Genomic DNA, 12,604 nt, shown 5'->3' with positions numbered 1-12,604 from the left:
CTGTTTGCAACTGAGGAGAGAAACATGAGAACCACCGACGGATGGGCCGCCGACGGGGCCGGCAGACTGCGACGCACGACCCTGGAACGGCGCGACCTGCGACCAGGAGATATCGCAGTCCGGGTCGACTACTGCGGGGTGTGCCACACAGACCTTCACGCCGTCCACGCCCATGGTCACGCCGAGGAGCAGCTGGTCCCGGGCCACGAGTTCACCGGAGTGGTCACGGCCGTCGGCCCGCAGGTGATGGATCGTGCCGTCGGCGAGGCGGTCGCGGTCGGCAACATCGTCGACGCCTGCCTCGAGTGCGACATGTGCACAGCAGGTCAGGAGAACTTCTGCCGAGAGTTCCCGACGCTCACCTACGGCGGCCGAGAGCGCGGGGACGGCGCGATGACCCTGGGCGCCTATTCGCGCGAGTACGTGCTCCGCGAGGACTTCGCGTACCCCCTGCCCGAGGGGCTGGACCCCGCGGCGGCTGCCCCACTGCTGTGCGCAGGGATCACCGTCTGGGAGCCGATGCGCGCCCTCGAGGTCGGCCCGGGGGTCCGTGTCGCAGTGGTCGGCCTGGGCGGGCTGGGTCACCTGGCAGTGCGCCTCGCCCGCGCACTGGGCGCCGACGTGAGCGTCATCAGCCGCACGGCAGCGAAGACGGAGGACGCCCGGCGCCTGGGCGCCGTCGACGTGGTGATCTCGTCGGATGAAGCCGCAATGGCGGAGGCGCGCTCGCGGTTCGACGTCCTCATCGACACCGTGGCTGTGGCGCACGAACTCTCGCCCTACCTCGCGCTGCTCGCCCTGGACGGAACACTCGTTCACGTCGGCTACCTCGGGCCTCTCACCGTGGAGACCACCGAGCTGCTCATCGGACGCAAGCGCATCACCTCGGCGGGCAGCGGTGGCCGGCGCGAGACGGCGGCGATGCTGAAGTTCTGCACCGAGCACGGAGTCGTCGCCGACATCGAGCTTCTGCCCTCAGTGCGGGTGAACGAGGCGTTGGAACGGCTCGAACAGGGTGACGTGCGCTATCGCTTCGTCCTGGACCTCTCGGACCTCGACGGGGAATGACGGGGATCCCGTTTGCTGGCTGTTCGTCCGCAACAGGGCCACCGGGCATGCCCGGACGAGGACGACGAACGGCCGGGCCGTCCCTGAAGACGACCCGGCCGGTCGGATACGCGGTGAACTCGCGTCAGCGGCGTCGTGCCGCAGAAGGATCAGTAGAGGTTGAGGAAGGTCTGCAGGACCTCCGCGGTGTCCTCATCGATCTCGTCGGAACCGTTCTGGGCGGCACCGATCTCGTGCTGCAGGCCGGCCACGGTGTCCTCACCGATCACGCCGTCCTGCTCGGTGTTGGCCCACGCCTGGAGCGCGAGGGTGGTCTCCTCGTCCATCTCACCGGTCTGCTCGACGCCCAGCCAATCCTGGAGCGCGGTGATGGTCTTGGGGCCGACCTTGCCGTCGACCTCGAGGGTGCCGGCGACGGAGAGGTCACCGGTCGCCTTGGAGCCCGGCTCGCCGGCGGACTTCTCCGGCTGCTCAGCCTGCTCCGGCTGCTCGGACTCCTGAGCCTGCTCGGACTGCTGCTCCTCGGACTCGGACTGCTCGGACTCCTCCTGCTTCTGCTGGGAATCCTCCTCGTCCTTGCGCTCGCTGCGGTCCTCGTCGCGGCTGCTGCTGTCGTCCTCGCGGGACTCCCGCTGCTCCTGCTCGCCGGACTGCTGCTCCTGGGAGTCCTGCTCCTGCTCCTGCGACTCCTGCTGCTGGGAGTCCTCCTGCTGGGAGCTCTCCTCCTCGCCGTCGTCGTCGGACGCAGCGGGAGCACCGCCGGTCTCGGCGCCGCCGCTGAGGTGCACGCCGCAGTTCGGCCATGCGCCGGCACCCTGGCCCGCGAGGACCTTCTCGCCGATGGCGATCTGCTCGCTCTTGGAGGCCTGATCGGCGCTGGGGGCGTACTGCGTGCCGCCGTAGCCTTCCCAGGTCTGCTGGCTGAACTGCAGGCCGCCGTAGTAGCCGTTACCGGTGTTGATGGACCAGTCGCCGCCGGACTCGCACTGCGCGACGTCGTCCCAGCCGCCCGCGGCGTTCGCTGCGCTGCCGCCGGCCAGCATGCCGGTGGCGACGACTGCGCCACCGGCGAGGGTGACGGCGGTACGGGTCAGGCCACGGCGCAGGGCCGGGGTCCTCATGGCATGCGTGTTGTGCTTCGGCATGAACACGTCCTTTCGGATGTCTCGCGTATCTCGAACGTCGGCCACGGTAGGGCCCGCACTCCCCCTGAAGGCAAGAGAGATGGGGGAGGGGTGACGGCTTTTTTACTCTTGCGTTTCAGGACTATGACATTCGGCGACGGCGATGCCGGTGCTGTGACCTGCATGAATGGAGATGCCCTCACGTGTTCGCGCACGTCATGTGATGTAGGCGCCCTTTGTTCCTCAGATCACGGGGCTATAACAACGATAGTGACGTGCGCCTCCAGGAGGCTTAGTGAAGGTGGTGTGTGCGGCCGGTTCCGATGGCGAACCGTCGCATTTCCGACGCACCGGACCGCGGCGGTGCGGCCAGCTCGCCGCCACGGAGTGGCAGGGCGCAGGCGGTCGGGCTCCGGGTCGGGTGGATCGCGCGGCGGGAACGGTCAGCGGGCGGTGTCGATCAAAGCCCCGACCGGCCCGGTGGAGCACGTCACGCGAAGGGGACGGGATCAGACCGGCGTCGCGGCACCTCATCACCCGGGGACGTCGACGGGCCCCGCCGCTATGCGACGGGGCCCCGGTCGACGTTCCTAGGAGATCAAGCGCGGAGGTCAGCGCTCCTCGGGGCCGTCGTTCTCCTCACGAGAGGCCGAGTCTCGGGACTGATCCGCCGGAGCGGAGCCTGCCCGAGGATCCTCGACGAGGATGTTCCCGTCGGCGTCCTTGCGGACCTTGCCGTCGGGCCCGATGGTCGACAGCCCTTCGGGGTGCTCGTCGCTGCGCGTGCCGCCCTGACGATCGCTCCAGCGCTTCTGGGCCATCGCGTGGGCATCGTCCAGCAGCTCGCTGAGGGACTTCTCCTCGTGCACCAGGTCCTGGTACTTCTCCGGCAGGTTCTTCAGCTTCTCCTCGTTCTCCATCAGGCGGCGGTACACGCGCTCCCGCTCCTGCTCGAAGGACGTGTACGTCATCGACACGTACGCTTCGGCGTCGCGGCGGGCGCTGGAGACGGTGTTCTGTGCGCGTCCGCGCCGCGAGACCAGCGACGCGATGACCGTGAGGGTCAGGACGGTGATGATCACCCCGAGGGAGAGCGAGGTCGTGACCTCGGGAACCGGGACCGGCTCGCCGTGATTGATGATGCCGAGCTCGTTCTCATGCAGCGCGTGGAGGATGAGCTTGACGCCGATGAAGCCCAGGATCGCCGCCAGGCCGTAGGAGAGGTAGACCAGGCGATCCAGCAGGCCGTCGAGCAGGAAGTACAGCTGCCGCAGGCCCAGCAGCGAGAACACGGTCGCGGTGAAGACGATGAAGGTGTTCTGAGTCAGCCCGAAGATCGCCGGGATCGAGTCGAGCGCGAACAGCACGTCGGTGCCGCCCACGGCCACCATGACCAGCAGCATCGGGGTCATCACGCGCTTGCCGTCCACCTGCGTGGTCAGGCGGTCGCCGTCGTAGACGTCGGTGGTCGGCAGCACGCGCTTGGCGAGGCGGACGACGAAGTTGTTGGCGTCGTCCTTGTCCTCGTCCTCCGGCTTGAGCATGTTGCCCGCGGTCAGCAGGAGGATCAGGCCGAAGAAGTAGAACGCCCAGGCGAAGTGCTCGATGATCGCGGCGCCGCCGGCGATCAGGCCGGTGCGGGCGATGATCGCGAAGGTGATGCCGAACAGCAGCACCTTCTGCTGGTCCTCGCGCGGCACGCGGAAGCTGCTCATGATCACGAGGAACACGAAGAGGTTGTCGACCGAGAGCGCCTTCTCGGTGATGTAGCCGGCGAAGTACTCGCCGCCTGCCTGTCCGCCGCCGAACAGCAGTACGAGCAGGCCGAAGACGACGGCGATCGCGATGTAGATCGACGACCAGACCGCGGCCTCGCGGAGCGTGGGGATGTGCGCCTTGCGCACGTGGAAGATGTAGTCGAAGGCCAACAGGCCCACGATCACGGCGATCGTGAGGGCCCAGATGAGTGGGGAGACAGTCATGGTCCTGCTTTCCGGGTCGCTGTATGGACCCGGGTCTCTCCACCCGCCGATTCCTGTCGGCGGGCCGTTGCGCCCGGAGAACCCTCGTCAGTTCTCGTGATGACGTGCGCAGCGTGGCGGATACTCCCCCGTTGCCGACACGGAGTCTACACAGGAGCCCTGAACGCCCGCGAGAACGGTGAGAGCAAGGGCACCTCAGAGCAGGTCGTCAGGCCCGGTGTCCCGGTGGGCGTGGAGGAACTCGTCGACCACGGCCGCCCCGAGATCCTCGGGGTCCGGGGCGACGACGGTGCCGCCGACGCGTCGGGCCATCGCCGCCAGGAACCTGGTGAGGCCAGGGTCGTCCCCGAGCCGGAAGAAGGTGGTCGAGGCCCCGGCCCGGCCGAGTCGGTCCAGCTCCGCCACGGTGGCGGTGATCGTCTCGGCCTCGGGCGGGTAGGAGAACCAGGACTCGCCGCCGGGAAGCAGCTGCGCGGTGGGCTCGCCGTCGGTCACCACCAGCAGCACGGGCTGCATGCCGGGGTGCTTGCGGAAGAACTGTCCGGCGAGCATCAGCCCGTGGTGGAGGTTGGTGCCCTGCTCGTGCACCGCCTCGAGCGCCAGCAGCTCGCCGATCTCGCGGGTGCGCGCGTAGCGGCCGAAGGAGACCAACTGCAGCGCATCGCCCCGGAATCGGGTGCTGATGAGGTGGTGCAGCGCCAGGGCGGTGCGCTTCATCGGCACCCAGCGGCCCTCCATCGCCATCGAGAACGAGGTGTCCACGAGCAGTGCGACGGCCGCCCGGCTGCGGGCCTCCGTCTCCCGCACCTCGATGTCCTCGACCTGCAGGTGCACCCCGGCACCGGGGTCGCCGCCCTCGCCGGCGGTGCGGGTGATCGCATTGGTCAGGGAGCGGCCGACGTCCCACGGCTCGGCATCGCCGAACTGCCACGGGCGCGTGGCCCCGGTCTGCTCGCCGGCCGCGCCGGCCTGGCGGGTCTCGCGAGCCCCGGTGCGGGAGGAGAGTCTGCTCGCGGTGTCGCGCAGCAGGGACGCGCCCAGCTTCCGCGTCGCGGCGGGGGAGAGCCGCAGAGTCCCGTCGGCGGAGCGACTGAGGTACCCGGAATCCCGCATGGCCTGTTCGAGCTCCTGCAGCGTGCGGGCCGAGACCGCGGCGTCCTGACCCAGGTGCCGGGTCAGGGCTTCGATGTCGAGATCCGACAGACTCGAGCCCGCATAGGACTGCGAGAGCTGTTCGGCGAGATTGTCGAGATCGGCGAGGTCCTGCATCACGCCCGCACCCTCGCCGAGACCGAGCCCCTCCTCCCCGTCGAAGGACTCCGAACCGGTCCAGTCCTCACCCGGGCGCAGCGCCTGCAGAGCCCCGTCCATGCGGGCCAGCTGCGCCATCAGCTCCGGTGACCCGAAGGCCTGGCCGGACAGCGCCATCAGTTCCTCGCGCTGCTCGGGCGTCATCGAGCGGAGCATCCGCGCGGCGGCGGCCGAGCGCTGGGCCAGCACGTCGATCAGCTCGTCGATGTCCTGGGGGTCCTCGGGGAAGGCATCCCCGTGCTTGGCCATGAACTCGTCGAAATCCTGGGAGGTGTCCTCGCCGCGAGCGTGCTTCTCCAACAGGTCGCCGAGGTCCCGGAGCATCTCGGTGATGGCCGCGCGGTCCTCGTCGGTCGCTCCTTCGAGGGCCTGCTTCATCCCGGCGAAGCGCTGGTCGAGCATCTCCCGGCCCAGCAGCTCCTGGATCTGCTGATAGGTCTCCCGGCCCTCGGTGGAGGCCCAGTCGTAGCCGGCGAGCTCGGTGACCGCGGCCGACGTGGAGGCCGGCAGGTTATCGATCGTCATCTCCCGCAGCGTGCGGTCGGTGGGATCCATCTCGGTGTCTCGGGCCAGCTGCCCGCGCTCGGCGAGGACCGCCTTGTCCAGCAGCTTCTTGACCTCCTGCAACGTGCCGTCGAGGCGGTGCCGGCTCAGCAGATCGCGCCGCCGCTGCTGGACGCGGCCGGCGAGCTCGTCGAGTCCCTCACGGCTGCGGCCGCCGCGGCGCAGGAACTCCCGCAGGGCGTTCTCGGGCGAATAGCCGTCCATGACCCCCTCGGAGACGGCATCGAGGGCCTCGGCGAGGTCGACGGGGGGCGCGAGCGGATCGGGGCCTCCGGTGAACCGCCCGTAGCGGGCGCGGCGCTGGGGTCGGGGCATCGCGTCATCCTCCTTCTCGGCCGAGGAGCACTCAGCCGTAGACCGTCTCCCCGGCCCCGCTCTCCTTGGAGAGGCGGCGGACCAGGAACAGGCCCTCCAGGGCCAGCTCGATCGCCCCGGCCCGCTCACCGGGACTGTGCGCGCCGAGCCGTTCGGCGATCTCGTCGTACACCTCCGGGGCGGACAGCTCGGGCAGGGACTCGAGGAATTCCGTGGCCGTCACCTTGTCGCCGGTGGTGACGGTCTGGGACCCGTCGAAGGCCTCCACCAGCGGGCCCAGGTCGAGGTTGCGGAAGTGCTCGCGGACGGTCTCGGCGGTGGCGGTGCGCAGCAGGTGCTCGAGGATCTCGAGTTCGCGCCCCTCCTCGCCGGATTCGAACTCGACCTTGCCGCCGAGAACGTCGATCGCCGTCTCCAGGTCGACGGGCCGGGCCACGGCCTCGTCATCGCGCACCGTCGCGCGGTGCAGGGCGGCCGCGGCGACGGTCTCCGCGGCGGCGATGGCGAAGCGGGCCGAGACCCCGGAGGCCTGGTTCACGGCCGCGGAGTCACGCAGGTTGCGGGTGAAGCGGGCGAGGATCTCCAGCAGCACGTCGGGCACCGCGGCGGCGAGCTCGGCCTCCTGGCGGGTCACGGCGATCTCGTCGGCGATCTCGAGCGGGTAGTGGGTGCGGATCTCGGCGCCGAATCGGTCCTTCAGCGGGGTGATGATCCGCCCGCGGTTGGTGTAGTCCTCCGGGTTCGCCGAGGCGGCGACCATCACGTCCAGCGGGAGCCGCAGCACGTAGCCGCGCACCTGCACGTCGCGCTCCTCCATGACGTTCAGCAGCGCGACCTGGATGCGTTCGGCCAGGTCGGGCAGCTCGTTCAGTGCCACGATGCCGCGATTGGCGCGGGGGACCAGCCCGTAGTGGATGGTCTCGGGGTCACCCAGCCGGCGGCCCTCCGCGACCCGCATCGGGTCGACGTCACCGATCATGTCGGCCACCGAGGTGTCGGGCGTGGAGAGCTTCTCGACGTACCGCTCGCTGCGGTGCAGCCAGACGATCGGCAGGGTCTCGCCCTCGGCCGAGAGGCGTTCACGGGCCGCGTCGGTGATCGGGTCGAAGGGGTCCTCGTGCAGCTCGGAGCCGCCGACGGCGGGGACCCATTCGTCGAGCAGGCCCGCGAGGGTGCGCAGCAGGCGGGTCTTGCCCTGCCCGCGCTCACCGAGCAGGACCACGTCGTGGCCGGCAATGATGGCACGCTCGAGCTGCGGGATGACGGTCTGCTCGAAGCCGTGCATGCCGGGCCAGGGGGAGCGGCCCTCGGCCAGGGCGGCCAGCAGGTTCTCGCGCATCTCCTCGCGCAGGGTGCGGTGGGTGTATCCGGCGGCGCGCAGCTCGCCGAGGGTGGTAATCTCAGGCTTCTGGCTCACACCCACACGGTAGACCTCTCTGTCCTTCGTGTGGGAGGCGTGCCTACTCTGTGATCGATGAGCGAGCACACGGGCACCCTGATCCTGCTGGTGCGTCACGGGACCACCTCGACCACCGGCACCCTGCTGCCCGGGCGGGCGAGCGGCCTGCACCTGGCCGACGCCGGTCGCGCCCAGGCCGAGCAGGTGGCCGAGCGGCTTCTCGAACGCCACGCGCATCGCCCGCTGAGCGCCCTGCTGACCTCGCCGTTGGAGCGGGCAGTGGAGACGGCGACGCCCACGGCCGAGCGCACCGGGCTCAGCCTGAGGCACGAGGAGCTGCTGCTGGAGTGCGACGTCGGGGAGTGGACCGGGCAGAAGCTCGCCGACCTCTCCCGGCTGCCCGAATGGCGCACCGTGCAGTCCGCGCCCTCGCAGTTCACCTTTCCCGGCGGGGAGAGCTTCGCCGACATGCAGAACCGGATGGTCTCGCTCGTCGAGCGCCTGCGCACTGAGCACCCCGGCGGCACGGTGGTGTGCTTCTCCCACGCCGATCCCATCCGCAGTCTGCTCGCGCACGCCCTCGCCGGTGGTCTGGATGCGATGCAGAGGCTCTCGGTCTCCCCGGCCTCCGTCTCGGCCATCGAGTATCCGAAGCACGGGGACCCGGTGGTGCTGCTGACCAACTCCGGAACTCGTTCCCTGGCCGATCTCACCGCGCAGTGAACGAGCTCCACGCCCTCGAGACGGAGCCGATCGAACTGCTCGGCGGGATCGTCGGCTCGAGCAACGAGACGTTCCTGGTGCGGCTGGGCGAAGCCTGCGCTGACGTGCACGCCGTGTACAAGCCCGAGCTGGGCGAGCGGCCCCTGCACGACTTCCCGCCCGGCCTGTATCGGCGGGAGCGGGCCGCCTACCTGCTCTCGCAGCATCTGGGCTGGGGCCTGGTGCCGCCGACGGTCATCCGCGAGGACGGACCCTTCGGGGTCGGCTCCTACCAGCTGTTCCGCCACCACGACCCGGACGAGCACTACTTCACGCTGTACACGCGCAGCACGGGGCACGTTCTGCCTGTCGTGCTCGAGGGATTCGGCGACCCCTTCGGGCTCGGTCTGCTCGAGGCCTCGGCCGACGGGGCAGGCGAGGACGTCCAGGAGCAGCTGCGGCGACTGGCCGTCTTCGACATCCTCGCCAACAACGCGGACCGCAAGGCGGGTCACGTGCTGCGGGGGACCGACGGGCGGGTGTGGGCGATCGACCACGGGCTGTGCTTCTCCGAGGATCTCAAGCTGCGCACCGTGATCTGGGACTTCGCCGGGGAGGCGTTGGAGGACGAGACTCTGGAGTCGTTGTGGGATGTCGTCGACGAGGTGCCCGCAGAGGTCGCGGACCTGCTCGAGCCCGCGGAGGTGCGAGCGCTGCAGGGACGCGCCCGCTGGCTCACCGCGGTCGGCGAGCTGCCCGGGGACCCGACGGGGATGCGATTCCCCTGGCCGCTGATCTGAACCTGGCCGCTGATCTGAGAGGAGCGAAGGATGGCACGGGAGCACGAGAAGACCGTCGCCGAGCTGCTGGAGACGTATGGGACCACCTATGCCCAGCAGGCGGGCATCACGCTGCGGGACAAGCCCTCGCCGCTGTACCGGCTGCTGGTGCTGTCCACGCTGCTGTCGACCCGGATCAGCGCCGACATCGCGGTGGACGCCGCGATCGAGCTCTCCCGCGCCGGGTATCGCACGCCGCAGCGGATGCGTGAGGCGAGCTGGCAGCAACGGGTCGACGCACTCGGTCGTGGGCACTACCGCCGGTATGACGAGTCCACCGCGACGCGGCTCGGGGACGGTGCCGAGCTGCTGCTCGAGGAGTACCGCGGTGACCTGCGCCGGCTCCGCGAGCAGGCCGAGGATCGTGAGGGCGTCCTGGATCTCCTGCAGGCCTTTCCGGGCATCGGGCCGACGGGCGCTGCGATCTTCGTCCGCGAGGTGCAGGGCATCTGGCCGGAGCTGGGCCCGTTCCTCGATGCCAAGGCACTGGACGGGGCCCGGCGCGCCGGGCTGCCCGAGGACGTTGCGGCACTGGACGCCCTCATCGACCCCGGCGACCGGCCCCGGCTGGCTGCGGCCCTGGTGCGGGTCGCGCTGGAGGGGTAGGAATCACTCGCGGTCCTCGACCGCGTCCTCCAGCTCGTCCTTGTCCATCTTCGAGCGGCCCTCGACGCCCTGGCGCTTGGCGTCCTCGTACAGCTGGTCCTTTGTGCGGCCCTGGGGGCCCTGGCCGGACCGCTCGCCGCCGCGCTCGGACGGGGACTTGTCCGCGGTGGAGGTCTTCGAGGCCTCGTCGGCCTCGCCTTCCTGGGCCCGCGTCTTGTTGACCGTGCGGGCGGCGATCTCCTCCGCCGTGTCCTCCGAGCGGCCCTGGTCCTTCACACTGTCCTTGACGTGCTCGTACTGCCGTTCGCGCTTCTCGCTCCATGCCTCGGGCATGATCGGCTCCTTCCCTCAGGGAAACTCGTCCATCTCCATACTGGAAGTCCTCGCCCCGAGCGTCGAGCGCCCGGACCAAGCGGTTCTCAGCTGCGCAGCTGCTCCTCCTCCTCGGCCCGCGGCGAGGGCTCCTCGCGCTCGGGCTCGACCGCGTCCTCGCGCTGGGTGTCTCCGCTCATGCTGCCGATCCGGTTCGACGGGGTGGCCTCGTCGCGCCAGCGCAGCAGGGCGCCGACGCCTTCCGGGATCCCGTCGAACTCCGCCTCCAGCGCGGAGACGGAGGCGTCGGTGAGGATGGCCCGGCGCAGCAGACTCTCGATGCCGGCCGGCTCGGTGCCGGAGACGAAGATGAGCTCCTCGACCTGACCGCGGTCCAGGGCCTGGCCCACCTCGCGCGCACCGCCGACGGAGGCGCCGTCGCGGGCCTGGCTCTCGTGGAACCGCTCCGAGAGCGCGCGCTGGCGCTCGTCGATGAACTCCCGGGTGGTGCGGGCGACGACCTCGCGGAACGAGTCGCGCTCCAGCGCCACGCCGCGGGTGCCGCCGGAGACCTCCTGCAGCCGCTCCCGGACCTCACGGCCCACGGCGTCCTTGCACAGGCTCATCGCGCGCACGTCGCCGCTGAGCAGCACCATGTCGGGGTCGTGCTCGCGCACGATCCGGTCGACCTTCTCGGCGACCGCGTCGGCATTGCGCTCCCAGGAGTCCTCGACCCGGGCCTCGTAGTTGTTGGCGCGCCACCCGTGCTGGGTCCCGCCGCCGAGGTTGGCCTTGTGCAGCTCGTCGTGGCCGCCCTCGACCGTGTCGTCCGCGCCCAGCCCGTTGGGCCCCTGTGCGATCGACGGGTTCTCCGGGGCGCGCAGATGCAGATCAGCGCCCGCTCGATCCACGACGATCAGCAGCTGGCTGACCGCGAACGGCGTCAGTTGCAGCAGCGGCAGCAGCTGAGGCGACTCGCCCCGGTGCACCGACTCCTGCAGCGGCGGCACGGGCAGGACGCGGTCGATGAGGATCTCGTCGTCGGTGGCGATGATCGTGCGGCCGTGGCGGCCGCCGATCGGGGACGGGCTGAGCACCGTCTCCTCGATCTGTGTCAGCAGGTCGTCCGGGGCGCCGTCGGCCGCGAGCGAGGAGCGCATCTGCGACCAGCGCGTCTCGAGCTCGGCGGCGGAGTGCGGATCCGTCCTGGTGGTGTCGAGGTGGACCGAGGTGAAGGGACCGGACCGTTCGAGTGCCGGCTTGAGCCAGGGCAGTTTCACTGTGACCTCCTGCGTGCTCGACGTGCGGGGACCGAGCTCCCAGCTCGGCCTCGTTGCACCGCGTGGGTCGTCCCACCCTTCCACGCGGTGGGGGCCGCCGCAAGCGGCATCCCGAGGCGGTGGCCGAGTCAGTGCTCGCCGCCGGTCTCCTGACGCAGCAGACCGCCGAGCCAGCGCGCGATGTGCCGGGCCGCCGGCACCTCGAGACCGTTCTCGACCTCCGGGTTGTAGTTGGTGTTGGTGTTGATGTCGTAGGTGACGGTGCGGCCGTCGACCGTCCGCATGTACTCGACGCCGGCGATCTCGATACCGTGCCGCGCCAGCAGGTCCCGGTAGCCGCGGATCAGGGGATCCTCGGCGGTGACCTCGGGGCGGATGCGGAACATCGGCTCCGGCTCGACGCCCGGTTCCGGCACGGCGCACGCCTCGGCGGGGCACAGCTCGAAGCCGCCGCCGGAGGTGTCCACCCGGACCGCGTAGACGAACTCGCCGCCGACGAACTCGGCGCGGGTGATGGCCGGCTCGGCGGCGACCAGGAGCTCCTGCAGCAGGGTGATCCCGTCGGCCGCCTCCTCGAACTCCTCGCCCTCGACGTACGCGGCGAAGGAGGCGTGGTCCTCGAATCGGCGCACGCCCAGGCCCTTGCCGCCCTGGTTGTGCTTGGTGATGAAGGGGGCCTCGATGCTCCCGGCCGCCTCCAGGAGGCCCTCGCGGCCGTGGACGGCCACGGTGCGCGGCACGTCGAAGCCCGCGCTGCGCAGCACGGAGTGCTGGATGACCTTGCTGACCTCGAGGTCGGCGACGTCGCGGCCGCCCACCACGCGCCGGCCCCGGGAGGCGGCCCAGCTGGTGATCGAGCGGGCCGCGTCCTTCGCCAGAGGCGCGCCGCGGGTGTGGGAGGAGGCGCTCAGCCGCGACCAGAACACCCCGCGCGGCGGCTCGGAGTCCAGGTCCAGGGTGCCCTGCCCCAGCGGCCACTCCACCAGCGGCACGCCTTCTGCCTCGAAGGCGCGGCGGAAGGGCGGCATCCACTCGGGGTTGTCGTGCAGCACGTGCACGGCCGGTTCACCGGTGGCGGCGGAGGTGCTCATCATCTTCTCCT

At 70.4% G+C, this 12,604-nt stretch carries 11 protein-coding genes; 4 read left to right on the top strand and 7 right to left on the bottom strand.

The annotated features are described in order from the left end of the window. Window positions 1-24 precede the first annotated feature (24 nt). A complete protein-coding gene (locus tag ACFQRD_RS14090) occupies window positions 25-1,068 on the top strand; it encodes an NAD(P)-dependent alcohol dehydrogenase (protein ID WP_377019387.1) in 1,044 nt (347 codons plus the stop codon). A gap of 149 nt (window positions 1,069-1,217) precedes the next feature. Here the strand turns inward: ACFQRD_RS14090 and ACFQRD_RS14085 are convergent, their stop codons facing one another. The 4 genes from ACFQRD_RS14085 to ACFQRD_RS14070 all read right to left on the bottom strand — a co-directional run bounded on the left by ACFQRD_RS14085 (window position 1,218) and on the right by ACFQRD_RS14070 (window position 7,781). Continuing rightward, window positions 1,218-2,213 carry a transglycosylase family protein gene (locus tag ACFQRD_RS14085; RefSeq protein ID WP_377019386.1) on the bottom strand — a complete coding sequence of 332 codons (996 nt, stop codon included), beginning with the start codon at window positions 2,211-2,213 and terminating at the stop codon, window positions 1,218-1,220. 590 nt (window positions 2,214-2,803) lie between these two features. Then, window positions 2,804-4,174, bottom strand: coding sequence for a TerC family protein (locus tag ACFQRD_RS14080; protein ID WP_377019385.1), 1,371 nt, complete (start codon window positions 4,172-4,174; stop codon window positions 2,804-2,806). A 195-nt stretch (window positions 4,175-4,369) separates the two neighbouring features. Next, window positions 4,370-6,364 carry a VWA domain-containing protein gene (locus ACFQRD_RS14075; RefSeq protein ID WP_377019384.1) on the bottom strand — a complete coding sequence of 665 codons (1,995 nt, stop codon included), beginning with the start codon at window positions 6,362-6,364 and terminating at the stop codon, window positions 4,370-4,372. Between the two features lie 31 nt (window positions 6,365-6,395). Next, on the bottom strand, window positions 6,396-7,781 hold the full coding sequence (locus tag ACFQRD_RS14070) for a sigma 54-interacting transcriptional regulator (protein WP_377019382.1): 1,386 nt from the start codon (window positions 7,779-7,781) through the stop codon (window positions 6,396-6,398). Window positions 7,782-7,838: 57 nt separating this feature from the next. On the opposite strand from ACFQRD_RS14070, the gene ACFQRD_RS14065 reads away from it, so the two are divergent. The 3 genes from ACFQRD_RS14065 to ACFQRD_RS14055 are packed head-to-tail and all read left to right on the top strand — an operon-like array spanning window position 7,839 to window position 9,910. Next, a complete protein-coding gene (locus tag ACFQRD_RS14065; RefSeq protein WP_377019381.1) occupies window positions 7,839-8,486 on the top strand; it encodes a histidine phosphatase family protein in 648 nt (215 codons plus the stop codon). Beyond that, window positions 8,483-9,265 (top strand): SCO1664 family protein, encoded by a 783-nt coding sequence (locus ACFQRD_RS14060; protein ID WP_377019380.1) that lies wholly within the window; start codon window positions 8,483-8,485, stop codon window positions 9,263-9,265. The genes ACFQRD_RS14065 and ACFQRD_RS14060 overlap by 4 nt, the downstream gene beginning before the upstream one ends. 30 nt (window positions 9,266-9,295) lie before the next feature. Then, window positions 9,296-9,910 carry an endonuclease gene (locus tag ACFQRD_RS14055; protein WP_377019379.1) on the top strand — a complete coding sequence of 205 codons (615 nt, stop codon included), beginning with the start codon at window positions 9,296-9,298 and terminating at the stop codon, window positions 9,908-9,910. A 3-nt stretch (window positions 9,911-9,913) separates the two neighbouring features. On the opposite strand, the gene ACFQRD_RS14050 is transcribed toward ACFQRD_RS14055, so the two are convergent. The 3 genes from ACFQRD_RS14050 to ACFQRD_RS14040 form a co-directional block, all read right to left on the bottom strand. Then, window positions 9,914-10,243, bottom strand: coding sequence for a plasmid stabilization protein (locus ACFQRD_RS14050; protein ID WP_377019378.1), 330 nt, complete (start codon window positions 10,241-10,243; stop codon window positions 9,914-9,916). 86 nt (window positions 10,244-10,329) lie between these two features. Then, window positions 10,330-11,502, bottom strand: coding sequence for a Vms1/Ankzf1 family peptidyl-tRNA hydrolase (locus tag ACFQRD_RS14045; RefSeq protein ID WP_377019377.1), 1,173 nt, complete (start codon window positions 11,500-11,502; stop codon window positions 10,330-10,332). A 128-nt stretch (window positions 11,503-11,630) separates the two neighbouring features. Continuing rightward, window positions 11,631-12,593 carry a RimK family alpha-L-glutamate ligase gene (locus ACFQRD_RS14040; RefSeq protein ID WP_377019375.1) on the bottom strand — a complete coding sequence of 321 codons (963 nt, stop codon included), beginning with the start codon at window positions 12,591-12,593 and terminating at the stop codon, window positions 11,631-11,633. Window positions 12,594-12,604 lie beyond the last annotated feature (11 nt).

Origin of the sequence: Brachybacterium sp. GCM10030268, assembly GCF_042666305.1 — a bacterium.
GTDB lineage: Bacteria > Actinomycetota > Actinomycetes > Actinomycetales > Dermabacteraceae > Brachybacterium.
This window is presented reverse-complemented; position numbering and strand designations above follow the sequence as displayed.